Consider the following 25,255-nt stretch of genomic DNA (forward strand, 5'->3'; position numbering starts at 1 on the left):
TGTCGTGAGTGGTAATTAGGGTTAGAACCCTAATTACCACTCACGACGGGGTCAGAAGCCCGCTGTCACCTTCGTGAAGTCCCAGTCGTTCTGAGCGATGCCGCTGCACGCCGACTGGACGCCGCCGCCGGGGCAACCCCGGTCGCGGTTGACCGACCAGAACGCCAGGCGCGCGATCTTGTTCGACTTGGCCCAGTTCGTGATCTGGGTCCACGTCGACAGATCGGTCAGCTCCTGCTGGTCGGACAGGCCGTTCATGCCCGAGATGCCGAGGTGGGCGTACGCCGTGGCGTCCGACCACCCGAACGTCGACTTCAGCTTGTCGCGCAAGCCGTTCGCCGCGCTCACCGTGCTGTTGTACATGTTCGCGCCGCCGCCGAAGTCGAACGGCATGATCGTGAACACATCCACGTTGGCACCGAGAGCCTTCGACTGGTCGATGAGCCGGTTCCCGTAGTAGTTCGGGCCGGTCGTCGACGTGCCGAACGTCAGGATCGTCTGGATCCCCGGGTTGTTCTGCTTGACGATCTTCAGCGCGTTCAGGATGCGGTCCTGCACGGCCTCGTTCTCGAACTCGTCGGAGTTCTCGATGTCGATGTCGATCGCCTTCAGCCCGTAGGCGTTGATCACCTGCTGGTAGGCGCCGGCCAGCGCGGCCGGCGTCGAGCAGTTCGGGCCGAGCTTGTTGCCGCTCCAGCCGCCGAACGACGGGACGATCTGGCCGCCCGCCGCCTTGATCTGCGCGATCGCGTTCGCGTCCGCGCTGCCCGAAAGCGGACGGCTGCTGTCCCACGCCGGGTTGCAGCCACCGGAGGCGTTGACGAACGCCATGGTGAACCACTTGACCCCGGTCGCGTTCATCACCGTCTGCGGGTTCGGCGGGCTGCCCCAGCCCAGGTACAGGTACGGCGCGCCACGGCCACCCGGCGGGGGCGGCGTGGTCGTCGTCGGCGGGGTCGTCGTCGTAGGCGGCGTAGTGGTCGTGGGGGGTGTGCCCCCGGCGGCACACGATCCCCCGTTCAGCTTGCAGTTCGCCGGTGCGGTGTACGAACCGGAGTACGCCACGTTGAAGCCGAAGCTGGCGCTACCGCCGTTGGCGACGTTGCCGTTCCACGTGTTCTTCACGGTGACGTGCTGGCCGGACGCGGTGTAGCTGCCGTCCCACAACGACGAGATCTTCGCGCCGGACGGCAGGTCGAACTCGACCGTCCAGGTGGCGAGCGTCGAGCCCGAGCCGTTGGCGATCGTGTACTTGCCCTCGTACCCGGTGCCCCAGTCGGAGCCCTTCGAGAAGGTCGCGGACACCCCGCCCGCCGCGTTCGCCGGGGCGATCACGAACATCGCGCCGATCGTGGCGGCCGCGGCCGCCAGCCCGAGTGCGGGCAACCACCGGCGCCTCATGACAGGCCGTTCTTCATCGCGGTGATGAGCTCGCCGCCCGTGGTGTCGCCGGTCAGCTCCCAGAAGAAGGCGCCGCCGAGACCCTGCTGCCTGGCGTAGGACATCTTCCCGCCGATGGTCGCCGGGGTGTCGTAGCTCCACCAGTTGCTGCCGCACTTGGCGTACGCGGTGCCGGCGAAGGTGCCGGTCGACGGGCAGGTGTTCTTGAGGACCTTGTAGTCCTCGATGCCCTGCTCGTACGTGCCCGGCGCGGGACCGGTCGCGGTGCCGCCGGGCGTGCTCTGCGTGACGCCGGTCCAGCCGCGGCCGTAGAACCCGATGCCCAGCAACAGCTTGCTCGACGGGACGCCCTTGCTCTTCAGCTTCTGGATCGCCGCGTCGGAGTAGAAGCCCGGCGTCGGGATGCCGCTGAAGTTGGTCAGCGGCGAGTGCGGAGCCGTCGGACCCTGCGCAGCCCAAGCGCCGAAGTAGTCGTAGGTCATCACGTTGTACCAGTCGACGTACTGCGCCGCGCCGCCGTAGTCGGCGACGTCGAGCTTGCCGCCACTGCTGCCGTCCGCGGTGATCGCCGAGGTGACCAGGAACGACGAGCCGAACTTCGCCCGCAGCGCGCCCATCAGGTTCTTGTAGGCCGCGGCACCGCTGGTGTCACAGGAAAGGCCGCACGAGTTGGGGTACTCCCAGTCGATGTCGATGCCGTCCCAGATGTCCGCCCAGCGCGGGTCCTTCAGCAGGTTGTAGCAGGACTGCGCGAACGCGGCCGCGTTCTGCGACGCCTGGCCGAAGCCGCCCGAGTAGGTCCAGCCGCCGAACGACCAGATCACCTTGAGACCGGGGTGCAGCTTCTTCAGCTTGCGCAGCTGGTTGAAGTTGCCGGCGACGGGCTGGTCCCAGGTGTCGGCGACGCCGTCGACGCTGCCCGCGGCGTCGTAGGTCTTCTGGTAGTCGGCGTACGGGTCGTCGTTCGCCGTGCACTGGCCGTTCTTGACGTTGCCGAACGCGTAGTTGATGTGCGTCAGCTTGTTCGCCGAGCCCGACGTCTCGATGTTCTTGACGTGGTAGTTGCGCCCGTAGACGCCCCACTGCACGAAGTAGCCGACGTTCTTCAGCCCGCCCGGCTGCGGCGGCGTGGTGGTGGTCGGCGGGGTGGTGGGCGTGGTCGGCGTCGTGGGGGTGGTGGTCGGCTGCGTCGGCGTCGTCGGCGTGGTGGTCGGGGTGCCGCCGCCGGGGTCGCAGGAGCCGCCGTTCAGCTTGCAGTTCGCCGGGGCCGAGTAAGTGCCGGAGTAGGCGACGTTGAAGCCGAAGTTGGCGCTCGCGCCGTTGCCGACGTTGCCGTTCCAGGTGTTCTTCACGGTGACGTGCTGGCCGGACGCGGTGTAGCTGCCGTCCCAGAGCGACGCGATCTTCGCCCCGCTCGGCAGGTCGAACTCGACCGTCCAGGTGGCGAGTGTCGAGCCGGAGCCGTTGTTGATCGTGTACTTGCCTTCGTACCCGGTGCCCCAGTCGGACCCCTTGGTGAAGGCGGCGCCAACGCCACCGGCGGCGTTGGCCGGCACGGTGACGAGACCGACCGCGATCGCGCCGACCGCGGTGAAGAGACCGAGGAGGTGCCATCTCTTTCTGGACATCGCTCTCCTTTGAGGCAGGTGAAGGACGGCGGACACCGACACCGCCGGCGGGGACCAGGGCGGTGTTTTGCACCGTTTGCGCAAACGGTACGTGGTCCAGACCAATGAGGAAAGGGTCACCACGGAGCGTGGCCGATGGTCAAGACCACTGCTTGACGACGGCGCCCTACTGGTCCAGACCGGTTACGCACCGCACACGATCGGCTCCGGGTCCGGCGTCACCCGCGCACGCGCCGATGACCGCGAGAGCCGGCGGCGTGATGCGGTGCGTGGCCAGGTTTTCGTGCCGGTCGATGGTGATCAGACCCGCGTCCCGCAGGACGCTCGTGTGGCGGCTGACGGTGTCCGAATACGTGCGCCAGCCGGCCGGAGCAATCCCCCGCGGTCAGGTCGCGTTCGCGCCGCCCGGCACCCGGTTGGCCTTCCACTGGGCCCACAGCACGTCGCCGAAGTTCTGCCACTTCGCGAACTGTTCGTCCGGGCCCGCCGGGGTCTGGGGGTCGAGCGTGCCGACCCTGGCCGCCGGGCCGGCGTCCCGCGGCGGGACGGCGGCCTGGCGCTGGAGTTCGTCCCGGAACTCCGCCCAGATCTTCTTGGCTTCCGCCTTCATGTCGTTCTCCACGCCGTCGAAGAGCTGCCACACCTCGCCGAGGCAGTTGCCAGGGGAGAACGTCTGCAGGAAGGCCTGCTGCAGGTCGAGCCAGCCGACGTTGCCGCCGAACATGGTGTCCATGGCACCGTTCAGGTTCTTCCCCAGCCACGTGGCGGACAGCCCGGCGGCCGGGACGACGATCGCGCGCACGCTCGCCGCCCGGCCCGCCAAGGCGCTTTCGCTCGCGTAGAAGGTGGCCACCACATCCCTGAACTCGGTGAAGTCCGTGGCCCGCTGGGCCGGACTGACCGCGGTGAGCCGGTCTTTGACCAGCGCGGTCACGGCCCTGCGGACGCTCGACTCGGCGGCGGCGGTCCGCTTCGTGAGCAGCTTGTCGATGGCCGCGGGGATTTCCGGCAGGACGGTTTTGTAGGTGTTCGTGTAGTAGACCAGTCCTTCGGTTGCTTTCAGCGCCCCGCTCCAGTCCTCGCCCGGGACGCTGGTCTGGGAGGCTCGGAGGTATTCGGCCACTTCGGCGCCGTAGGCCGCGCCGTCGGCGGCCTGGCTCCTCCCGCCACCGCAGGCCACGAACTTGAACGCCGTGTCCTTCTTCAGCTGCCGCCGATCCTCGGAGACGTCGGCGACGAAATCGACCGGGGTGAGTCCGCCCAGCTTCGCGCGGTTGCCATGGCCGTAGAAGACCGAGGCTTCGGTGGTGGGGGCCGGGGGAAAGACCCACGAGGCATCCCATGGGTGCTTTCCGCCCGCACCGGCGGCGCCCTTGGTGGTCAGCGATTCTTCGATCTCGTCGACCTCGGCGTCGCCCACCATGTTGTGCATGCCTTGGCCGAAGGGGTTGGGCATGCGCACCATCAGCCGTTGCACCGGCACCGCCGGCTCGTTCCGCCCGAGCATCGCCAGCACGGCCCGGTTCCCGGCGAGCCGCTGCCAGCCCAGGAGCTGGTGGACCGGCGCTCCGTCCGCAGCACGGGCGGCGGGGCGTTTCGGTGCGTGTTCCGGCTGGGGTTCGGCGTGTTCTTCCACGAGGCACCGGCTTTCGGAATGTGTCCGATCGGACACTACCCGTGACGAGCCGAGTCCCGGCAGGCCCACAAGGGCACGGATCACTGCCCGTCGGGCCGGAAAATCACAACAGGCCCAGCTTCTCCCGAGGGAGGAACTGGGCCTGTTGCTTTTGCTGTCTCAACCTTACGTGCGCCCGAAGGGATTCGAACCCCTGACCTTCTGATCCGTAGTCAGATGCTCTATCCAGCTGAGCTACGGGCGCGTGTTCAGTTGTAACCTAGCACCCGGCGAACCGGGCACCAGCGGAGGCTCCGGGATTTGAACCCGGGAGGGGGGGTTACCCCCAACCGCATTAGCAGTGCGGCGCCATAGACCAGACTAGGCGAAGCCTCCTGGGCCCAACGACCACTGCTCAGATAGGTTACACACCCCCCGATCACCCCGGAACAGGGCCCCCCTTACGCCCGGCGCAGCAGTCTGAGCAGGCGCGGAGAGCGGCCGCCCAGGCCCTCGGCCTCGAACGTCGCGATGCCCACGCGCGGGAGTTCACGCACTCCCGGGTACACCAAATAGCGGGGCACCCAGCGCGGCTGGAACTTCGCGTTGAAGCGGTACAGCGTCTCGATCTGGATCCAGCGCGAGAAGAAGTGCAGCACCTTCGCCGCCGATTTGGCGACCGGGCCCGCGCCGATCCGCTGGCCCTGTTCCATCAAAGCGCGGAACGCCGCGAAGTTCAGCGAGACCTGCTCGACGCCGTGGCGGCTCGCCGCCAGGAGGAGTTCCGAGATCATCAGCTCGTTGACGCCGTTGTCGGCCGTGCGGTCGCGGCGCATGACGTCCAGGGAGAGGCCCTTCGTGCCCCACGGCACGAACTGGAGCACGCCGCGGACGCGGCCGCCCTGCTCGGCCGTCACCAGCACCGAACCCGGGTCGCCCATGCGGCCCAGTGCCATCGAGAAGCCGCGCTCGGTGTCCGTGCCGCGCCAGTTGGCCGCCAGGACCTCCAGCTCGGCCAGCTCCCCCGGCCGCAGGTCCTCGGCGCGGCGCACCAGCACCTTGTAGCCCGCGCGCTTGGTGCGGGCCGCCGCCTGGCGGACGCCGCGCATCGTGCGGCCGTCCAGGGTGAACCCGGCCGCGTCGACGACGGCTTCGTCTCCGATTTCCAGTACCTCCAGGCCGAACCGGGCCCAGACCGTCGCGCCGAGCTCCGATACGCCCATCGCCGCCGGGACCCAGCCGCCGCGGCGGCAGACCTCCAGGTACTCCTCGATCGCGCCCGGCCAGGCCTCGTGGTCGCCCAGCGGGTCGGCCGAGCAAAGCGCGACGCCGGCGATCACGCGGTAGGTGACGGCGGCCTTGCCCGTCTTCGAGAACACGGCGAACTTGTCCCGCCGCAACGCGAAGTACCCCAGCGAGTCGCGGCCGCCGTGCTCGTCCAGCAGCCGGCGCAGCCGGGCGACCTCCTCGTCGGACAGCCGCGGCGCCGGCTCGGCCGAGCGCAGCAGGAAGTACGCCGACACCAGCACCGCGGCGAGGCCGAACAGCAGGCCGACGGCGGCGGTGAGGTCCTCCAGCCACATCTGGTGGAACACGGCGGGCCCGCTGGCGGCGACCAGCGCGAGGGCGGACTCCGCGAGCCGGTCGCCGAAGCCCATCGGCGCCAGCACCGCCCGCGGCGCCACGGACAGCAGGATGACGTTGATCACGAACCCGGCCAGCGCCAGCTGGAGGAACACGCGCATCGCGCGCCAGGGCCCGACCACCGGGTCCGGCTTCGCGACGAAGTAGCGCCGGTTGGCGATCAGGCCCACCAGCAGCAGCACCGACACCAGGCCGGCCGCGAAGACGTGCTTGAGGCCGAGGTGCGACATCGTGAGCAGCACCGTCGCGCCGACCGCCAGCTGCCAGGCCCGGCGCTTGCGGCGCCGGAGCCCCGCGGCCAGCAGCACCAGCAGCACGCCCATGACCAGCGCGACGGTCGCCGCGGCGACCGTCGCCTCCTGCGGCAGCTCCAGCCATTCCGCCAGGTGCCCGCGCAGGCTGCGCCGCCCGGCCGGGATCAGGATCGAGCCCAGCGTCAGCAGCCCGGCCAGCCGGGTCACCCAGGTGATCACCCCTACGGTGGTGGCACCGGCCACCTTCCAGGTGATCTGCGCGCGTGTCCCCGTCACCACCCGTACAACCCGCCGTGGATGATCATGCTTCCCCCATCTACCCCCCGGCGAGCTCCACGAACGGCGCCAGCGCCGCCGGATTGGCCAGCGCGTCGCGGCTGACGGCCCGGTCGGGAGCCACACCGGCGAGGATCTTCTTCACCGGTACCTCACACTTCTTACCGTTCAAGGTACGAGGAATCTCGGAAACCACGACGAACCGATCGGGTACATGGCGTGGTGACAGCGCGCTACGAAGCTCCTTGCGCAGGCGCGGCTCGACGTCTTCGAGCGCGACGCCGCCGGCCAGTACGACGAAACAGATCAGCTGCCCGTCCTCGTTCCCGGCCGCCGAGGTGTCCACGACCAGGGAATCCGCGATCTCGTCGTAGCCCTCGACGACCCGGTAGAACTCGGCCGTGCCCATCCGGACGCCGCCGCGGTTGAGCGTCGAGTCGCTGCGGCCGTAGATCACCGCCGAGCCGCGGTTGGTGACGCGGATCCAGTCCCCGTGGCGCCACAGCCCGGGGTACATCTCGAAGTACGCCTCCCGCAGCCGCGAGCCGTCGGGGTCGTTCCAGAAGAACACCGGCATCGACGGCATCGGCTGGGTGATGACCAGTTCGCCGACCTCCTCGACGACCGCGTGGCCGGCTTCGTCGAAGGCGTTGACCGCGGCGCCGAGCGCCGGGCAGGACAGCTCGCCAAGCCAGACCGGCACGTCGGGCGCCGACGCGACGAACGCCGCGCACAGGTCGGTGCCGCCGGAGACCGAGCAGATCTGGACGTTCTTCCCGACCTCGTCGACGATCCACCGGAAGCCTTCGACGCTGAGCGGCGCGCCGGTGGAGCCCAGCGCGCGCAGCCCGGTCAGGTCGTAGCGCTCGGCGGGCTTGATCCCGGCCTTGAGGCAGCTCTGGATGAACGGCGCCGACGTGCCGAAGTAGGTGACGCGGTGCTGCTCGGCCAGGTGCCAGAGCGCGTTCAGGTCCGGGTACCCCGGGCTGCCGTCGTAGAGCACGATCGTGGTGCCGACCAGCAGGCCGGAGATGAGGAAGTTCCACATCATCCAGCCGGTGGTGCTGAACCAGAAGAACCGGTCACCGGGCCCGAGGTCGGTCTGCAGGGCGAGGGCCTTGAGGTGTTCCAGCGTGATGCCGCCGTGGCCGTGCACGATGCCCTTCGGCAGGCCGGTGGTGCCCGACGAATAGAGCACCCACAGCGGGTGCGCGAACTCGACCGGCTCGAACAGCAGCGGCGCGCCCTCGTGCTTCGCGAGCAGTTCGGCCCAGTCGAGCGCACCGTCCATCCGGCCTTCGCCGACGTACTCGACGAGTACGGTCGCGGCGAGGGACGGCAACTGCGCTTGAAGGTCGGCGACCGTCGTCCGGATGTCGAACCGGCGGCCGTTGTACGCGTAGGCGTTGACCGCGAAGAGCACCTTCGGCTCGATCTGGACGAAGCGGTCCGCGACCGCGCGGACACCGAAGTCCGGCGAACACGACGACCAGATCGCCCCGATGCTCGCCGCGGCGAGGAACGCGACCAGCGTCTGCGGGCAGTTCGGTGCCAGGGCGACGACCCGGTCGCCCTTGCCGACGCCGAGTTCGAGGAACGCGGCCCGGGCGGCGGCGACCTGCGCGCGGAGCCGGCCGTACGTCAGGTGGCTCGCGAAGCCGTCTTCGCGGTGGAAGATCACCGCCGTCTCGTCGTCGCCCTTCGCGGCACCCGCGACGCCGGGGGTGAGCGCGTGCTCGGCGTAGTTGAGCGTGCCGCCCTCGAACCAGACGGCGTCCGGCATCCCGCCCGACAGCACCCCACCGGGCTGGTCGTGCCAGCGGACGCCGAGGAAGTCCGCGACCGCCGCCCAGAAGTCCGGGCCGCGCTCGACCGAGAACTCCCACAGCGCGCGGTAGTCGTCCACCTCGACGCCGCGCTCGGCGCGCAGCCACCGGCGGAAGGCTTCGATCTTGGTGTCGGCAACGTGGCCCGGCTCGGGGCGCCAGAGCACTTCGGGGGCGTCGGCGGTGTGCGTCACGCCCCGAGCCTAATCCCTCGGATCGGGAAGTCACCGTGGTCGGAACCGACATGGAACGCGGGTTCCCGGTGGTGCCCGCCCACACCTATCGCAGGTGCGCGTCGAACCAGTTGAGCGTGCGCTGCCAGGCTTCCGCGGCCGCGCCCGGATCGGCGTCGAAGCGGTGGTTCGCGCCCGGGTAGTGGACGACGTTCGTGGCGACCTTCGCCGACGCGGCGGCATCGCGCAGGCGCTCGACGTCGGCGCCGCCCGCCTCGTCGCCGGCGTCGCCGTACATGCCGAGCCACGGGCTGGTGAGCTTCCCGGCGATCTCGACCAGCGCGGGGAGTTCGGCGGCCCGCTGCCCGCCGACGCTGACGGCCGCACCGAGCCGGCGGTGCGACGCGACGACGAGGGCCGCGGTGCCGCCGAGGTCGAAGCCCATCACGCCGAGCAGGTCGCCCTGGACGCCCCGCTCGACCAGCCAGGCGAGGGTGAGGTCGGTCGCGTCGAGCAGGTCCCGCTGCGTGAGTCGGTCGTTCTCGAGGTGCGGGGTGACGGTCAGCCAGCCCTCGGTGGCGAGGCTGGCGAGCAGCAGCTTGACCCCGTCGGTGACGCCGTCGGCCTCGTGGAGGACCACCAATCCGCCGCGTAGCGCTCCCTCGGGTTCCGAAAAGGTCAGGCGCAGGGTGCCGCCGTCGGTGCGCGGGTAATCCACGGTGGAGGTCGACGTCATTGCCTCACCCAACCACCTGGAGGTGAACGGGAGGAAGCCCGGTGACCCAGGTCGCCGGGGCGAAACCGCCTGAAGGGAGTCGCGGGGCGACGGCCGGGAAAGCTACGGTGACGGGGTTGTCCCGTCGAATTCCAGGAGCGCCGAAGATGTCGTCCGTGTCCCCGCGTGCCGATCTCGAATCGTTGCCGAAATACGTCCCCGGCCGGACGATCGAAGGTGCCATCAAGCTGGCGAGCAACGAGGTGCCCGGCGGTGCGCTGCCGAGCGTCGCCCAGGCGATCGCCGAGGCCGCGACCGGGATCAACCGCTATCCGGACACCGGTTCGCAGGTGCTGCGCGAGCGGCTGGCGCGCGAGCTGGACGTGCCGGTGGAGCGCGTCGCGATCGGCTGCGGCTCGGTGTCGCTGTGCCAGCAGACGGTCCAGGCGGTGTGCACGCCCGGCGACGAGGCCATCTTCGGCTGGCGTTCCTTCGAGGCGTACCCGATCGTCACGCAGGTCGCGAACGCCGTCTCCGTGAAGGTCCCGATCACCGAGGGCCAGGAGCTCGACCTCGACGCGATGCTCGCGGCGATCACCGACCGGACGCGCGTGGTCTTCGTCTGCAACCCGAACAACCCGACCGGGACGGCGGTGCGCCGCACGGAGCTGGAGCGGTTCCTGACCGCGGTGCCCGAGCACGTGCTGGTCGTGCTGGACGAGGCGTACAAGGAGTTCGTCACCGACCCCGAGGTGCCCGACGGCGTCGAGTACACGCGCAGCCGGTCGAACGTCATGGTGCTTCGCACGTTCTCGAAGGCGTACGGCCTTGCGGGCCTTCGCGTCGGTTACGCGGTCGCGCCCGAGCCGATCGCCGACGCGCTTCGCCAGGTGTACGTGGCTTTCTCGGTGAACATGCTGGCCCAGGTGGCCGCGCTGGCGTCCCTCGACGCGGCCGACGAGCTCCTGGCCCGCTGCCAGGAAATCGTCGTCGAGCGCGGACGGGTGCGGGAAGCGCTGCTGGAGGCGGGTTACCGGGTGCCGGACACGCAGGCGAACTTCGTCTGGCTGCCGCTCGGTGACCAGGCCATCCCGTTCGCCGAGCACGCGCTGGACCGCAAGCTGGTGGTGCGCCCCTTCGCCGGCGACGGCGTCCGCGTGACGATCGGGACCCGCGAGGAGAACGACCTGTTCCTGGCCGCGGCCCGCGAATTCAGTTCGCGAACTGCTTGACGACCAGCTGGATGACGGCGGCGACGCCGATCACCACGATCACACCGCGCAGCACCACCGGCGACAGCTTCCGGCCGATCTTCGCGCCGAGGAAGCCGCCGGCGGTGCTGCCGACGGCGAGCCACAGCACGACGGCCCAGCTGACCGGCGCGACGAACGCGTAGATGACCCCGGCGACGAGGTTGACGACGGCGGCGAGGACGTTCTTGACGCCGTTGAGCTTCTGCAGTGGTTCCGACAGCAGCATCCCCATCACGGCCATCAGCATCACGCCCTGCGCGGCGGTGAAGTACCCGCCGTAGATGCCGATGAGGAAGATGAAGAACATCAGCAGCGGCCCGGGTTTGTGCTCGGTCCCGTTCTGTTCACGCCGCTGCGCGACCCACTTCGACACCTTCGGCTGGATGATCACCAGGACCACGGCCAGGCCGACGAGCACGGGAACGACGGCTTCGAAGGCATCCTTCGGCAGCGAAAGCAGCAAGATCGTGCCACCGATGGCCCCGAGGAAGGACGCGACGGCGAACTTGGCGGTCTGCCGCCAGTAGCCCTTGAGCTCGTGCCGGTAGCCCCAGGCCCCGCTGAGCGTCCCGGGCGCGAGGCCGATGGCGTTCGAAGTGGTGGCCGTCACGGGCGGGTACCCGAGCGCGACGAGCACGGGGAAGGTGACGAGCGTCCCCGACCCCACGACGGCGTTGATGGTCCCCGCCCAGATCCCGGCGACCACGACGATCAGCGCGTGCCACCACGTCATGAAGCATTCACGTGCGGAGCCTAAGCATCGTGGGCCGCTCCCGCGACGCGGATGTGTCAGGTCAGACACCCACGACGATGCAGCGCTTCGGCCGGCCGCCGCGTAAGAAGCCGTACCTGACATGAAGGAGGCCACATGCGGGCAGCCGACGAGGATCGGTTTCGCGAGTTCGCCAGGGACAACGCCGTGCCGCTGCGTCGCTACGGCTACCTGTTGTGCGGCGACTGGCACCTGGCCGAAGACCTCGTCCAGACCACGCTGCACAAGCTGTACGGCGCGTGGCCGCGGATCCGCGGCACCGACCGGCCGGTGAGCTACGCGCGGCAGACGCTGACCCGCTGCTGGCTCGACGAACGACGGCGGCCGTGGCGGCGCTCCGAACACCACACCGGCGCGCTGCCGGAGGTCGCGGACGCGGCCGCGGATCCGGCCGTGCTCCAGCAGTACGCGGGCCTGCGCGCCGAGCTGGCCACGGCGCTGGCGACGCTCGCGCCCCGCCAGCGCGCGGTGCTGGTGCTGCGGTACTTCTGCGAGCTGCCGGTCGCCGAAACCGCACGGGAACTGCGGTGCTCGGAGGCCACGGTCAGGAGTCAGGCCACCAGGGCGCTGCGAATCCTCCGCGGCGCCTTCCCGGATTCACTGGCAGAAAGCGAGCTGTGATGGACGAGCAGACACTGGCCCGCGAGTTCACCGCGGCCGTGCGCACCGAACCGCCGCTGGGGTTCGACCCCGACGAAGTCGTCACCCGGGTCGCCCGGCGGCGGCACCGCCGTCGCACCGTCCTGCTGGCCTTCGCCGGTGTCGTCGTGGCCGCCGTGGCCGCTGCCGTCGTCATTCCCGGGGCCGACGTCCCGGCCCCACCGGCGTCGTCGCCCGGGATTGCGCCCCGGATCGCGCCGTCCGCCGGGGAACGGTGGTGGCCGCCGGGCACCGGCCAGATCCCCCAGCCGACCGACGCGCGGCTCAACGCCCGGGCCCCCCGGATCGCCGAGCACCTCGAAGAGGTCCTGCGGAAGATGCTGCCGGCCGCCGATCCGATCCGGCGCGATTCCCTCACTACCGCCCACTTCGGCGGCATCATGCCGACCAGCCAGCGCGGGGTGAGCATCACCGAGCACGGTGGGCCGGAAGACACCGGCTACTCCCTCACGGTCGAGGTGTTCGTGCCGACCAACCCGGTGAAGCGGTTCCAGCCCCGGCAGCTGTGCGCGGAGATGAAGGTCCAGATCAGCCCGTCGACGACCTGCCGCTATGCCGCTGTCGGCACCGCCGGGATCCTGATGACGTCGGAGGCGGACACCACCGACCGGGAGGGCACGCTGCAGCACGGCATCACGGTGACCGACTACCGGGCGGACGGCAGCTACGTCCTGGTCAGCCTGGGGGGCACGATCGGGGTCAGTGGTCCGCTGCCGTTCACCGCCGAGGAGCTCGCGACCTTGGCGCGGGATCCGGGGCTGACCTTCTAGCCGGACGGCTCAGCCCGGTGGCGGGGCAAAGACGCAGAATTCGTTGCCCTCCGGATCGGCCAGCACCTCCCAGTCGGTGTCACCGCCGCGTTCCCGGACCAGGGTGGCGCCGATCGCCACCAGCTCCGCGGGGTCGCCGAAGACGTCCAGATGCATGCGGTTCTTGACCGTCTTCCGCTCCGGGACCGGGTTGAGCCAGATCAGCGGGCCCTCCCCCGCCGGGTCGACGATCGGGACTGGCCAGGACTCCGGGCGCGTGTCCCCCGTCACCGAGTCACGACGGACGTAGCCCAGGGCGCGGCACCACCAGTCGGCGAGGGCCTGGTGGTCACCCGCATCCAGAGCGAGGTCCTTGAATCGAGCGGTCATGCGGTGATCATGGCAGTCACCCCCGACAGTTCCGTGAGCTGAGAGGATGGGCGCGTGGACACCGAGCAGGTCTGGAGCGCGACCGTGGACCGGCTGCGGGCGCGGATCGACTCCGGCGACCTGCCGCCCGGCTCGCGGCTGCCCGCCGAACGCGTCCTGTGCGAAGAGCTCGGGATCAGCCGCGGATCGCTGCGGCAGGCCCTGCGAGTGCTCGACTCCATCGGGTACGTCCAGATCCGGGCCGGCTCGGGCACCTACGTCCGCGAGCAGCAGGAACAGCCGCTGCGGACCTGGTTCACCGAGCACGACCAGCTCGTCGAGAAGCTCTTCGACCTGCGGGCGACCGTCGAACCCACCCTCGCCGAGCGGCTGGCCCGGCACGCAGGAGCGAAGACCGTCAGCCGGCTCGAGGACAACGTCGCCGAGATGGCGCAGGCCGCCGAAGACGGGGACATGCTGCACGTCATCGCCGCCGACGCCGAGTTCCACCGGGTCATCGCGCAGAACGCGGGCAACGACGACGTCGCCGCGTTGCTGCGGTCCGTGCTCGCCCTGGTCGGCGAGGAACGGCGGACGGCGTTGCGGCTGCCCGGGCAGATCCGCAAGGCCGTCGCCGACCACCGCGCCATCCTCGACGCCATCCGCCGGTCCGACCCCGTCGCCGCTCGCGAGCTGACCCTCAAGCACCTGGTGGACGCGAAAACCTACGCGCACGACTACGCCGCCCACCCCGAAACGCGCTAGACTTTTCACAACATTGTGAAACTTCTGGGGGTCGTGATGGAGAAGGTCCGCTTCACCGAAGAAAAGGCCACCAACCTGGCCACGCTGTACGGCCGCGCGCTCGACTACCGCAGCGCCCACCCGATCCTCGGCGACAAGGCGGCGGACGACGCCGTCCGCCGGATCGACTACGACTTCACCAAGATCGGCATCTCCCCCGACCGCGCGGTGTCGGTCGTCCTGCGGGCGAAGCCGATCGACGACTGGGCCGCCGAGTACCTGCGCGCCCACCCGGACGCGATCGTGCTGCACCTGGGCTGCGGCATGGACACGCGGTTCCAGCGCCTCGCGCCGCCGGACACCGTCCACTGGTACGACGTCGACTACCCCGAGGTCGTCGAGCTGCGCGAAAAGCTCTACGACCCGGCGCCGAACCAGACGCACATCGCTTCGTCGGTGACCGACTTCGAGTGGCTCGACCAGGTGCCCTCGGACCGGCCGGCGCTGATCGTCGCCGAAGGCCTCACGATGTACCTGAAGCCCGAGACCGGCACCGAACTGTTCCGCCGGCTGGCCGCGAAGTTCCCCTCCGGCGAGCTGATCTGCGACCTCTTCAACCGGACCGCCATCAAGATCCAGAAGCTCAACGCGCCGGTGCGCAAGGCGGGCGCGACGCTCTACTGGGGCGTCGACGACCCGCGCGACCTCGAGCGCTGCGGCCTCCAGCTGGAGTCCTCATTGGACGCCCGGCACTGGGCGACCCCGGAGGTGCTGGCCAAGCTCGGGCCGGGCACCCGGTTCCAGCTGCGGATGCTGAAGGTCTTCCCGGCCCTGGCCAAGACCGCGCACATCGTGCGGTACCGCTTCTAACGGGACTCCAGCACCCGCGCCACGAACTTGTGCAGCTTCTCCTCCAGCCGCGCGACGCGCTCCTCGAGCGTGAGCGTCTCGAACGGCTGGGGGACGTCGGACTTGAGGTCGCCGCGGACGTACTGGCAGCAGGCCAGGTTGCCGCAGGCGTAGATGCCCAGCGTGTTGCCGTCGCGGCCGGCCTTCCCGGCGCGCTTGCCCGAGAACAGCGTGATGTCGGCGAGCCCGTGGGTCGTGGTGCAGAAGCCGCAGATGTTGCTGCGCAGGCGTGACTTCGGGGGCGGTGCGGCACGCAGGGCGAGCCCGACGACTTCGCCGCCGTAGGGCAGCACGAGGTAGGCGCGCGCGGGCGCCTTCGGGTCGCGCCAGCCGAGGAACTCCCGCTGGTCCCAGGGGATTTCTTCGGGCCGGGCGGGCAGGGTCACGCCCTTGGCTTCGCCGCGCGTGCAGTTGACGAACGAGGCCCGGATCTCCTCCTGGCCGAGTGGCTCCATGATCGGACGGTAACCACCGGACACGGGCGGTGGCCACGCATTTTCCGCCGTACGATCAACGCCGTGCGCAAGATCGCCGTCGGCAACTTCCGGGTGGTGTTGCGCACCAGCCTGGGCTTCGCCGGGCTGGGCCTCGGGTCCAGCGTCGCCGGGTCCGGCGTGGTGGCGCTGCTGCTGGTGCTGCAGGGCCTGCCGGGCGACGTCGGCGACCGCGGCTGGGTGCTCGGGCTGACCGCGGCGGGCATCGTCGCCTCGGCGCTGCTCGCCGGGACGCTGTGGACGGCGTGGCTGCAGCGCCGCACCGCGATCTGGTTCGTGCTCGGCCGCCCGCCGTCGGTCAGCGAGGCGCGGCGCGCGCTGCGGCTGCCGGTCGACATGGCGGTGGTCAGCGGCACGCTCTGGCTGATCGGCACCGTGATCCTTACCGCGCTCGCCGGGGCGCTCGGCAGCGCCGACGATGCCGGGGGCATGGCGACGGTGATCGGGCTCGGCGGGCTCACCACGGTCGGGCTCACCTACCTCGCGGCCGAGTGGGTGGCCCGGCCGGTGATGACGATCGCGCTGGAGGTCCTGCCGCCCCGCGGCTCATTGCCGGTCACCGTGCTGACGCGGCTGATCGTCACGTGGGCGCTGGCCAGCGGCGTCCCGTTCGTGGGTGTGCTGCTCATCGCGACGCCGCCGGACCTGGGTTCGGGCGACCACACCGCGAGCCTGATCATGCTTTCGGTGATCGGCCTCGGCGTCGGCGCGATCGGGACCGCGCTGCTGGCCAGGGCGGTCGCGGCGCCGCTGCACCGGCTGCGCGTGGCGCTCGACGAGATCGCGCGCGGCAACAACGACGTCACCGTGGACGTCGACGACGCCAGCGAGATCGGCCGGCTCCAGACGTCGGTGAACCAGCTCGCCGCCGGCCTGCGCGAGCAGGCACGGATGCGGGACCTGTTCGGCAGGCACGTCGGCGCCGACGTCGCCCGGCACGCCCTGGAGTACGGCGCGTCCCTCTCGGGCGACGTCCGCGAGGTCACGGCGTTGTTCGTCGACGTCGTCGACTCGACCGCGCTGGCCTACCGCACCCCGCCGGAAGAGCTGGTCGGGAAACTGAACCGGCTGTTCGCCGTCGTCGTTTCCGCGGTCAACGCGCGCGGCGGGCTGGTCAACAAGTTCCAGGGCGACGCCGCGCTGTGCATCTTCGGCGCGCCGACGCGGCTCGCGGACGCCCCGACGGCCGCGCTGGCCGCGGCGCGGGCGATCCGGGACGCGGTGCGCGAGGCCGGCGAGCTCGACCTCGGCATCGGCGTCTCGAGCGGCCCGGTGTTCGCCGGGCAGCTGGGCACCAGCAGCCGGCTCGAGTACACCGTGATCGGCGACGCCGTCAACGAGGCCGCGCGGCTCACCGAGCTCGCCAAGGCCGTCCCGTCTCGGGTCCTCGCCAGCGACGCCGTCGTCTCCGCGGCGCTACCCGGCGAAGCCGTGCACTGGGACAAGCACGGCGAGCTGGAGCTGCGCGGCCGCCAGGAGGCGACGCCGACCTGGACGACCGGCCCCGGACCTCAGGACGGCTGACCCAGATCCGGCCAGCGCAGCACCGTCGAACCCCAGGTCAGGCCCGCGCCGAACGCGCTGAGCAGGACGCGGTGGCCGGGGACGAGCGTGCCGTCGGCGCGGGCGTCGGCCAGCGCGAGCGGGATGGACGCGGCGCTGGTGTTGCCGACCCGGTCGATGTTGGCGACCACGGCGTCGATCGGCATGCCGAGCTGCTTCGCCGTCGCCTGGAGGATCCGGATGTTCGCCTGGTGCCCGACGAAGCGGTCGACGTCGCCGACCATCCAGCCCGCCCGCTCCAGGACGGTTCGCGACGACTCCGCCATGCGCGCGCAGGCGTGCCGGAACACGGCCGTGCCCTGCATGGCGAGGAAGCGGTCGCTCGGCCGGTCCGAAAGCCGCTTCCGGGCGCCGCCGGCTTCGACCCACAGCAGGTCGGCGTGTTCGCCCTCGCTGTGCAAGTCGAACGGGCCGAACGCGCCGGGCTCGTCGGCGTCGCCCGCCCGGAGGAGCACCGCACCGGCGCCGTCGCCGAAGATCGGCACGGTGGTGCGGTCGGCGGGGTCGATGAGCGTGGTGAAGGTGTCGGCGCCGATCACGAGGACGCGCTCGGCCAGCCCGCCCGCGATGAAGCCGGCCGCCGTGGCGAGGGCGTAGACGAAGCCGCTGCAGACGGCGTTGACGTCGAACGCCGCGGCCGTGCCGAGCCCGAGCCGGGCGGCGACCTGCGGCGCGCTGGCCGGGCAGGGCTGGTCGGGCGTGGAGGTGGCGAGGACGACGACGTCGGCGGACGCGCCCCCGAGCGCTTCGCGGCCCGCCCCGACCGCGAGATCCACAGTGGACTCACCGGGCCCGGCGACGCGGCGTTCACGGATCCCGGTACGGGTCCGGATCCACTCGTCCGAGGTGTCGAGCCGGGTCGCGATTTCGTGGTTGTCCAGGACTTTCGTCGGCAACCAGGAACCGAGACCGGTCAGCACGGCGGCAGGTGCGGGCACGGGAGAGCCTCCCCACGCCGGCGGGTTGGCGGAGCGACCGGCTGGTCTTCCACTTCTATGGGCTACCCCCTGGTAGACCGGTGAGTTGTGTTCCACCTCACTTAAAAAGTTGTTTCATCTTCGCCTCTGACGGAGTAGTGAGCGACGTCACGGAGGAGTGAACCCAGGCGGATTGTCGGGGGTGCCGGATAGCCTGCTGGGGTGCGGACACCCGACCTCGACCAGCTGGACATCGCCATCCTCGCCTGCCTTCAGGCGGACGCCCGCACGATCGCCGAAACGATCGGCGCGAAGGTCGGGCTCTCGGCCGCGGCCGTGCAGCGGCGGATCAAGCGGCTGCGCGAGGCGGGCGTCATCGAGCGCGAGGTGGCCGTGCTCTCGCCGGAGGCGCTCGGGCTGAGCATGACGTTCGTGGTGACGGTCGAGATGGAGCGGGAGAACCTCGCGGTCTTCGACGGCTTCCGCCGCCAGGTCCTTGCCGAGGACGCCGTCCAGCAGTGCTACTACGTCACCGGCACGGCGGACTACGTGCTGATCGTCACCTGCCCGGACATGGCGGGCTTCGAGGCGTTCACCCGGCGGATGTTCTTCGACAACCCGAACGTCCGGCACTTCACGACGAGCGTGGCGATGGATCGCGTGAAAGTGGGGCTCAGCCTGCCGCTCGACCCGTAAGCTGTCCCGCCGGGGGACACATGCTTCGGATCTTTCTGGCCGCGACACTGATCGACGCGCTGGGCAGCGGGCTGTGGGTCCCGTTCGCCCTGCTGTTCCTGGTGCACGGGCAGGGCATGGGCCTGGTCGACGCGGGTGCGTCGCTGACCACCGGCGCCCTGCTGGCGCTCGTGACCGGCCCGGCGACGGGGGCGGCGATGGACCGCTTCGGGCCGCGGGCGCTGCTCATCGCGGGCAACCTGGTGCGGCTCGCCGCCTTCGCGGCCTACCCGCTCGCGTACACGAGCTGGCAGGTGATCGTGGTGTCGGCGGTGGCCGGCTTCGGCGACCGGCTGTTCTGGACGTGCAACGCGCCAATGGTGGCCCGCCTCACCTCCGGCAGCGACACCGACCGGGTGCTGGCCACGCAGACCGTCGGCCGGTTCGCGGGAGCAGGCATCGGCGCGGCGGCGATGGCAGTGCTGCCGACGATCACCAGCCCGTGGGCGTTCCACCTGCTGGCGTACGCAAACGCGGCAAGCTTCGCCGTCGCCGCCCTCCTCATCCGCCTCCTCCCGCGGCCACCTGAAGGGAAGTTCGTGAAGGCCACCTTCAGGAAGTACAAGTTCCTCAAGGTGGCCTTCACGAACCGCGCGACGGAGGACGGGGCCGAAGGGGGGATTCGCCGCGGGAGCTGGCGGGCTGTGCTGGGGGACCGGGCGTTCACGGGGTTCTGCGTCACCCACATGGCGTTCACCCTCGCCAGCGCGAGCAAGTTCTCCGTGCTGCCGATCGTCGTGCGCGATCTGCTGCACGGTCCACAGTGGATCGCCGGGACTGCCATCACCCTCGGGACCGTGGTCGTCGTCACCGCGCAGCGGCCGATCGTCGGACTGCTTGCCGGGCGGAGCCGGACCGCCGGGCTCATCGGGGCCGCCGTTCTCTTCGCGATCTGCTTCGCGCTGCTGATTCCGCTGGAGGCCGTCTCGCTGCCGGTGGCCACCGCGCTGATCCTGCTCACCAGCCTCGGCTTCTCGATCGCCGAGGCACTCTTCGGCCCGACCGCCACCGCGGCGGCTGCCGAGGCCGCTCCGCCGGGGGCCGAAGGGCGGGCCAGCTCGATCTTCCAGCTCTCCTGGGGCCTGCCCATCGCGCTCGCGCCGGGCCTGCTGGCCGTCCTGCTCAGCGCGAGCAACGCACTGACCTGGTCGATCCTGGCGCTGACCTGCGCATCCGCCGTTCCCGCACTGCTCGTGCTGCGCAAGAAACTGCCGGTTGCCCTGCGCGAACCGTCACCACCCGTGGCCGCCTGAGCGCAAGGGGTATGTGCCCGGTGTTACACCACAATGGACGGATGCAACCGATCAAGTGAACGTGAGAGTTTCTCCGTCATGACCGTTGGCCCTGGTCATCTCCTTGCCGAAGAGTTCGCGCCGCGCGAACCACCGCGAGACTCCAGGAGGGGCCGTGCACACCGACGCCGTACACCAGAGCCAGTTCGTGCTGCTGAACGAGAGCACCACGCCCGTCCTGTCGCGCCTGTCCTACCACTCCCACGAGCCCTTCGCGGTGACCGTGGCCTTCCGGACCGAGCGCGGCCGGTGGATCGAGTGGACCTTCGCGCGTGACCTCCTCGTGGGCGGGCTCGACGAGCCGGCCGGCCTCGGCGACGTCCGGATCCGCCCGGACCTCTCCGACGACGAAGACTTCCTCACCCTGGAAATCGAGTCACCGGACGGCTATGCGTCGTTCGAACTCGAAGTCGAAGACGTCCGGACCTTCCTGGACGCGACCCTCGAACTGGTGCCGCTCGGCGAAGAGAGCGCGCACTTCGACGTCGACGGGCTGATCGAGGAGATCAGCAACGTCTGACCCCTGAACCTCCCATTCCCGCGGCGAGGAAGAAGGGCGGGTTTCGGGCGCGCTGGAGGCGCCCGAAACCCGCCCTTTCGCTGTACCTGCCGGGAAATCAGCTGGTCTTCAGCGTGGCGCCGGTGCCCGAAAGGGCGGCGCCGATCGGGTAGAAGTACGTCACGGACGTGTTGCCGCCGGACAGGATGCCCTGCGCGTTGTTGCCGGCGATGAAGCCGCCGCCCGAGTCACCCGCCGCCGAGCGGACGTTGCTCGCGGTCATGCCGGTGACAGTGCCCTCGGAGTAGCGGACGGTCTGGTTCTTGGCGCCGATGGTGCCGCAGGTCCAGCCGGTGGTCGAGCCGGCCTTGCAGACCGACGTGCCGGTCGCGGCGTTCGACTGGCCGCGCACCGCGGTCCCGTTGTTCATCGAGGCGACCGGAGTCCAGCCGCTGCTCGTGTTCACCCGCGCGTAGTCGGCGCCCGGGAACCGGTAGGTGCCCCACGAACCCAGCGCGGCGCCGTTGGAGCCGGTCAGCCGGCCGGCTCCGGTGAGCGCGGCGCAGTGGCCGGCGGTCACGAAGCCGGTGGTCGTCGAGAACCCGACCGAGCAGCGCGACGACCCGCCGATGTAGTAGGCGTCGCCACCGCGGACGTTGGCGTAGGTGGCCGGCTTCGACGCCGTCTCGCGGATCGCCACCGCGGAGGAGTCCACACCGGACTTGGCGAGGAACGCGTCCGCGGCGGCGCGCTGGCCCTGCAGCACGTCGAGGGTGACGCGGTTGGTGGCGTCGTCGACACCCCAGCCGGTGATCGCGGCGGGCGCCGCCTGGCCGGCGGCGTTCAGCGTGTCCACAGTGGAATTGAGCTGGCGGGCGCTGAACCGCACGACTTCCGCTTCCGCACCGGTCTCGCGGATCTTGCCGGCCAGCGCGGCGTTCGTCGTGGTGACGTGCGCCTTGCCCGTGACGGCGTTGTAGGTGGCGCCGCCGAACGCGTCGCCGAGCGCCGCGGTGAGCGACTCGGTGACCCGGTTCGCGACGTCTTCGCTCTTCAGCCGCGCGATCGCCTGGTCGTGGGTCAGGCCGAGGTCCCGCTGCATGGCGGGCACCATGTCCGGGTTCAGCAGGTCCTGGCCCGACGCGGGGACGGCGGTCGCGGCCAGCGCGCCCGTCGCCATCACCGCGGTGGCAGCGGCACCGAGAAGTCTCGCGATCTTCATGCTTCTCCCTAGATGGTTACGCGCGGCTCCGCACCGGCCACGCAGTGGTACTCCCCCGGGTGAGCGTCCCCGCAGTGGGCGTTACGGTGCAATCCGGGCGCCCGGCGAATGGGTATACGCATTCACCGCGGGCGAATCCCCTGCTCCAGCCGGACTCAAGCGCCCGGTGTCACCCGGTCGGACAGGTCCGTAAGTAGGGTTTCCGTGAACTACTTTCAGTAGTCGCCTACGGCACTCGAACGCATGAAGCGACGTTCGAACGTGCGATCGGCCCGGGTTTCGCACGTACGGTGACCCGATCCCGCCGGTTCCCGCGGCAAACCGGTGACGGTCGGTAGGCGGACGTGTGACAACAGCGCCGACCACGTATTCGGTGAAAGGTTTACGGACGGATCTGCGCTGCTTAGGCTCCCGCGCTGTGTCCTCTGGGGCCAAGCCCCAGACCCGGCCGGGGGCAAGCCCCCCTGGACCCCCGGGAGCAACGGTGTGCGTCGAGGAGGGTCATATGTGGCTGACCACCCCCCGCCCCACCTCGGTGTCCATCCGGTCCGGACCCGCCCGGCTGACCGGCCGCGACACCGAGCTCGACGCCATCGTCACCGTCCTCCGGAGGCGCCCGGCCGCCGTCCTCATCGAGGGCGAACCGGGCATGGGCCGCACCCGGCTGCTCGCGGAGATCGGGCGGCGCAAGGAGTTCGGCGGCGGCCGCGTGCTCACCGGGGCCTGCCAGCCGCTGCGGCAGCCGTTTCCCTACGGGCCCGTCCTGGAAGCGCTTCGCGCGGTCGGCGACACCCCGCTCGGGCCGCTCAGCCCGGTCGCCGGCGTACTGCGGCCGTTGCTGCCGGAACTCGCGGAAGCGCTTCCTCCCCGGCCCGAACCCCTCGCCGACCCGGTCGCCGAGCGCCACCGCGTGTTCCGCGCGGTCCGGGAACTCCTCCAGGCCTGCGGCCCCACGCTCGTGCTGATCGACGACCTCCACTGGGCCGACGAGGACACCCGTGACCTGCTGCGGTTCCTCGCCGGCACGATGCCGCCCGAGCTGGCGGTGGTCGCCACCTACCGGTCGGCGACCGACGCGGGGGCGGTGACACCGGGCGCCCCGTTCCGCGTCGACCCGGCGGTCCACTCCGCCCGCGTCACGCTCGGCGCGCTCGACGTCGCGGCCGTGCGCGCACTGGCCGCCGACATCCTCGAACTGCCCCGGGTGACCGACGACTTCGCGGCGAAGCTGCACGAGTGCACGGCCGGGATCCCGTTCGTGGCCGAGGAAACCCTGCGGGCGCTGAAGGAAACGGCCGACCGGCTCCCGGTCGGCGAGGTCCTCTCGGACCGCCTGCTCGAAAACCTCGAAGTCCCGGTGTTGCTGCGGGAAGCCGTCACCGAACGGCTCGCCGCGCTGCCGGGGACGGCGGTGCGGCTGGCCGGCGCGGCCGCGGTGCACGGCGTCGGTGCCGAAGCGGCCGTGCTCGGCGAACTGGCCGGGCTCTCCGGCGACGACCTCCGCACCGCGCTGCTCGACACCCTCTCCGGCGGGGTGCTAGGCGAAGCCGGCGACGGCAAGTACGGCTTCCGGCACCCGCTGGCGCGCAAGGCGGTCTACGACACGGTGAGCGGGCCCGAACGCGCTTTGCTGCACGCGCAGGCGATCCGCGTGCTCGCCGCGCAGCCGTCCCCGCCGCTCACGCTGCTGGCCCGCCACTCCCGCGCCGCCGGCCGCGTCGACCAGTGGCGGCACTACGCGGAAGCGGCCGCCGACGAGGCGATCACGCGCGGCGAGACGTCCCGCGCGATCGACCTCCTGCAGTCGGTGCTCGCCGAACCCGGCCCGTCGCAGGCCGACATCGGGCGCGTCGCGGGCAAACTGAGCCAGGTGGCCCTGCGGGGGTTCCGCCCCGAGGTGCTCGGCACGCTGGAGCGCGTCCTCGAGGAGGTGACGCTGCCGCCGTCGGTCCGCGGGTCGATCCGGCTGAGCCTCGGCATGCTGCTGGTCCGGACCATCGGCGGGCTCGGCCGAGGCCGGCTGGAAGTCGAGCGCGCGGTCGGCGAACTGACCGACCGGCCGGACCTCGCCGCCCGCGGGATCACCCTGCTCGCCCAGCCCATCGACGGGCTGACGCCGTTGTCCTGGCACGAATCCTGGCGCGCCCGCGCCGGCGAGGTGTACGAGCGGCTCGACGACCCCGAGCTGCGGCTGGCGCTGACCGCCGACCGCATCGCCGCGGCCTCGCACGTCGGCGACGGCTCGGCGTGGGCGGAGTTCGAAGCGCTGTCGGACACCGTCGGCACGGTCGCCGAGCGCGTCCAGCTGGCCCGGCTGTGGTGCAACCTGGCCGACGGGCAGTCCTGGGCCGGGCACCTCGACCGCGCCGAACGGCTGGTGACCGAGGGCGTCCGGCGCGCGACCGACGCCGGCGCCTTGTACGCGATCGGCCTGATCCAGGGCACCCGCGTCCGGCTGGACTGGGTGCGCGGACGCTGGACCGGCCTGGCCGAGGCCGCCGAGCAGCTGCGGGACAGCTACCCGGAGCTCGGCCCGATCGTCATGGAGTCCTCGCTGGTGCTCGGCGGGCTCGCGGCCGTGCGCGGGGAGTTCGCCGCCGCGCAACGGCACCTGAGCGCGGCGAGCGTGCACGCGCCGGACCGCGGCCCGATCCCGGTGGTGCTGTCGGCGGCCGGCGTGCTGATCTCGGTGCTGCTGGCGACCGACGACGTCGACGGCGCGTGCGCGGCGGCCGACACGGCGGTCGCCGCGGCCGGGCGCAAAGGCGTCTGGATCTGGGCGGCCGCCCTGGTCCCGGCGGCGGCGCAGGCGTACGCCCGGGCCGGGCGCTGGCCGGAGGCCGACAACGTGGTCGAGGCGTACGCGCGCGGCATCGAGGGCCGGGACGCGCCGTTGGCCGCGGCCGCGCTGGTGGCCGGCCGCGCGGTGCTGCTCGAAGCGCGCGGCAAGCACCTGGCCGCGGCGACGTTGTTCGACGAAGCCGCGTCCGGCTACGCGGCCCTGCCGATGCCCTACCCGGCGACGGCCATGCGCGAGCGCGCGTCGATGTGCCGTCTGGCGGCGGGCAACCTTTCGGCCGTCGACGAGCTGACCTCGGCGGCCGAGGCGTACGAGCAGCTCGGGGCGACCCGCGACGCCGGCCGCTGCCGGCACCAGCTGCGCGAGCACGGCGCTTGGGCACCTTCGCAGCGCGGGCGGCGGGGGTACGGGAGCGAGCTGTCGCCACGGGAGCGCGAGGTGGCGCGGATGCTCGCGGAGGGCCGGACGAACCGCGAGATCGCGGACGGCCTGTTCCTCTCGCCGCGGACGGTGGAACAGCACGTGGCGAAGGTGCTGCGCAAGCTCGGCGCCCGCTCGCGCACGGACGTGGCCCGCAAGCTCCCCGGCGAGGTGACGACCGCCCCCGCCGGCTGACCAAAGCGCCACTTTCACGTGAAAGCTACGCCTCGGAAGCGCCGCTTTCACGTGAAAGTGGCGGGGGTGGGCCTAACGTGAGCGCGTGAGTGAAGAGGCAGTTCCCGCGTGGCGGCGGCGGACATCCGGG

At 71.0% G+C, this 25,255-nt stretch carries 21 protein-coding genes and 2 tRNA genes; 10 read left to right on the forward strand and 13 right to left on the reverse strand.

The genetic code is table 11. From position 1 onward, the window contains the following. Nucleotides 1–51 precede the first annotated feature (51 nt). The 8 genes from ACLJQF_RS06435 to ACLJQF_RS06470 all read right to left on the reverse strand — a co-directional run bounded on the left by ACLJQF_RS06435 (nt 52) and on the right by ACLJQF_RS06470 (nt 9,553). Entirely contained in the window at nt 52–1,401 is a 1,350-nt protein-coding gene (locus tag ACLJQF_RS06435) for a cellulose binding domain-containing protein (RefSeq protein ID WP_410607265.1), read from the reverse strand. Continuing rightward, complete coding sequence (locus tag ACLJQF_RS06440) at nt 1,398–3,029, reverse strand: glycosyl hydrolase family 18 protein (RefSeq protein WP_410607266.1); 1,632 nt, start codon at nt 3,027–3,029, stop codon at nt 1,398–1,400. Before ACLJQF_RS06440 ends, ACLJQF_RS06435 begins: the two co-directional genes overlap by 4 nt. A 385-nt stretch (nt 3,030–3,414) precedes the next feature. Then, a complete protein-coding gene (locus ACLJQF_RS06445) occupies nt 3,415–4,665 on the reverse strand; it encodes a hypothetical protein (protein WP_410607267.1) in 1,251 nt (416 codons plus the stop codon). Between the two features lie 170 nt (nt 4,666–4,835). Next, nucleotides 4,836–4,909 (reverse strand) — tRNA-Arg (locus ACLJQF_RS06450). A gap of 41 nt (nt 4,910–4,950) precedes the next feature. After that, nucleotides 4,951–5,040: transfer RNA gene (locus ACLJQF_RS06455), tRNA-Ser, on the reverse strand. A 65-nt stretch (nt 5,041–5,105) separates the two neighbouring features. Continuing rightward, nucleotides 5,106–6,821, reverse strand: coding sequence for a phosphatidylglycerol lysyltransferase domain-containing protein (locus tag ACLJQF_RS06460; RefSeq protein ID WP_410607268.1), 1,716 nt, complete (start codon nt 6,819–6,821; stop codon nt 5,106–5,108). 37 nt (nt 6,822–6,858) lie between these two features. Continuing rightward, nucleotides 6,859–8,838 carry an acetoacetate--CoA ligase gene (locus tag ACLJQF_RS06465; RefSeq protein ID WP_410607269.1) on the reverse strand — a complete coding sequence of 660 codons (1,980 nt, stop codon included), beginning with the start codon at nt 8,836–8,838 and terminating at the stop codon, nt 6,859–6,861. A gap of 85 nt (nt 8,839–8,923) precedes the next feature. Beyond that, complete coding sequence (locus ACLJQF_RS06470) at nt 8,924–9,553, reverse strand: dienelactone hydrolase family protein (protein WP_410607270.1); 630 nt, start codon at nt 9,551–9,553, stop codon at nt 8,924–8,926. 146 nt (nt 9,554–9,699) lie between these two features. On the opposite strand from ACLJQF_RS06470, the gene hisC reads away from it, so the two are divergent. Continuing rightward, complete coding sequence (gene hisC, locus ACLJQF_RS06475) at nt 9,700–10,764, forward strand: histidinol-phosphate transaminase (protein WP_410607271.1); 1,065 nt, start codon at nt 9,700–9,702, stop codon at nt 10,762–10,764. On the opposite strand, the gene ACLJQF_RS06480 is transcribed toward hisC, so the two are convergent. Next, nucleotides 10,745–11,518 (reverse strand): sulfite exporter TauE/SafE family protein, encoded by a 774-nt coding sequence (locus ACLJQF_RS06480; protein ID WP_410607272.1) that lies wholly within the window; start codon nt 11,516–11,518, stop codon nt 10,745–10,747. The two genes, hisC and ACLJQF_RS06480, sit on opposite strands and share 20 nt — an antisense overlap. Before the next feature lie 135 nt (nt 11,519–11,653). Here ACLJQF_RS06480 and ACLJQF_RS06485 point away from each other — a divergent pair, with 135 nt between their 5' ends. Next, nucleotides 11,654–12,178 (forward strand): RNA polymerase sigma factor, encoded by a 525-nt coding sequence (locus tag ACLJQF_RS06485; protein ID WP_410607273.1) that lies wholly within the window; start codon nt 11,654–11,656, stop codon nt 12,176–12,178. Then, entirely contained in the window at nt 12,178–12,987 is an 810-nt protein-coding gene (locus ACLJQF_RS06490; RefSeq protein ID WP_410607274.1) for a hypothetical protein, read from the forward strand. The genes ACLJQF_RS06485 and ACLJQF_RS06490 overlap by 1 nt, the downstream gene beginning before the upstream one ends. Before the next feature lie 9 nt (nt 12,988–12,996). On the opposite strand, the gene ACLJQF_RS06495 is transcribed toward ACLJQF_RS06490, so the two are convergent. Next, nucleotides 12,997–13,356 (reverse strand): VOC family protein, encoded by a 360-nt coding sequence (locus ACLJQF_RS06495; protein ID WP_410607275.1) that lies wholly within the window; start codon nt 13,354–13,356, stop codon nt 12,997–12,999. 54 nt (nt 13,357–13,410) lie between these two features. On the opposite strand from ACLJQF_RS06495, the gene ACLJQF_RS06500 reads away from it, so the two are divergent. Together ACLJQF_RS06500 and ACLJQF_RS06505 are read left to right on the forward strand one after the other, a co-directional pair. Continuing rightward, the gene (locus ACLJQF_RS06500; RefSeq protein WP_410607276.1) at nt 13,411–14,100 is read left to right on the forward strand and encodes a FadR/GntR family transcriptional regulator; all 690 of its coding nucleotides are present in this window, start codon (nt 13,411–13,413) and stop codon (nt 14,098–14,100) included. Nucleotides 14,101–14,115: 15 nt separating this feature from the next. Next, nucleotides 14,116–14,949, forward strand: a complete 834-nt coding sequence (locus tag ACLJQF_RS06505) for a class I SAM-dependent methyltransferase (protein ID WP_410607277.1) — start codon at nt 14,116–14,118, stop codon at nt 14,947–14,949. Here ACLJQF_RS06505 and ACLJQF_RS06510 read toward each other — a convergent pair. Next, nucleotides 14,946–15,443, reverse strand: coding sequence for an FBP domain-containing protein (locus tag ACLJQF_RS06510; RefSeq protein WP_410607278.1), 498 nt, complete (start codon nt 15,441–15,443; stop codon nt 14,946–14,948). The genes ACLJQF_RS06505 and ACLJQF_RS06510 overlap by 4 nt on opposite strands. Nucleotides 15,444–15,506: 63 nt before the next feature. Here ACLJQF_RS06510 and ACLJQF_RS06515 point away from each other — a divergent pair, with 63 nt between their 5' ends. Continuing rightward, entirely contained in the window at nt 15,507–17,006 is a 1,500-nt protein-coding gene (locus tag ACLJQF_RS06515; RefSeq protein WP_410607279.1) for an adenylate/guanylate cyclase domain-containing protein, read from the forward strand. On the opposite strand, the gene ACLJQF_RS06520 is transcribed toward ACLJQF_RS06515, so the two are convergent. Continuing rightward, nucleotides 16,994–17,983, reverse strand: a complete 990-nt coding sequence (locus ACLJQF_RS06520) for a beta-ketoacyl-ACP synthase III (RefSeq protein WP_410607280.1) — start codon at nt 17,981–17,983, stop codon at nt 16,994–16,996. The genes ACLJQF_RS06515 and ACLJQF_RS06520 overlap by 13 nt on opposite strands. 201 nt (nt 17,984–18,184) lie before the next feature. Between ACLJQF_RS06520 and ACLJQF_RS06525 the strand changes: the two genes are divergently transcribed. The 3 genes from ACLJQF_RS06525 (at nt 18,185) to ACLJQF_RS06535 (ending at nt 20,509) form a co-directional block, all read left to right on the forward strand. Continuing rightward, complete coding sequence (locus ACLJQF_RS06525) at nt 18,185–18,658, forward strand: Lrp/AsnC family transcriptional regulator (RefSeq protein ID WP_410607281.1); 474 nt, start codon at nt 18,185–18,187, stop codon at nt 18,656–18,658. Nucleotides 18,659–18,678: 20 nt separating this feature from the next. Further along, nucleotides 18,679–19,950: an MFS transporter gene (locus ACLJQF_RS06530; RefSeq protein ID WP_410607282.1), complete on the forward strand. Its 1,272-nt coding sequence runs from the start codon at nt 18,679–18,681 to the stop codon at nt 19,948–19,950. Between the two features lie 154 nt (nt 19,951–20,104). Further along, nucleotides 20,105–20,509, forward strand: a complete 405-nt coding sequence (locus ACLJQF_RS06535) for an SsgA family sporulation/cell division regulator (RefSeq protein ID WP_410607283.1) — start codon at nt 20,105–20,107, stop codon at nt 20,507–20,509. A gap of 97 nt (nt 20,510–20,606) precedes the next feature. Here ACLJQF_RS06535 and ACLJQF_RS06540 read toward each other — a convergent pair whose 3' ends face one another. After that, nucleotides 20,607–21,710: a S1 family peptidase gene (locus tag ACLJQF_RS06540; RefSeq protein ID WP_410607284.1), complete on the reverse strand. Its 1,104-nt coding sequence runs from the start codon at nt 21,708–21,710 to the stop codon at nt 20,607–20,609. Nucleotides 21,711–22,215: 505 nt separating this feature from the next. Here ACLJQF_RS06540 and ACLJQF_RS06545 point away from each other — a divergent pair. Then, a complete protein-coding gene (locus tag ACLJQF_RS06545; protein WP_410607285.1) occupies nt 22,216–25,125 on the forward strand; it encodes an ATP-binding protein in 2,910 nt (969 codons plus the stop codon). Nucleotides 25,126–25,255: the final 130 nt, after the last annotated feature.

The sequence above is a fragment of the Amycolatopsis sp. lyj-109 genome (assembly GCF_046548995.1).
Classification (GTDB): domain Bacteria; phylum Actinomycetota; class Actinomycetes; order Mycobacteriales; family Pseudonocardiaceae; genus Amycolatopsis.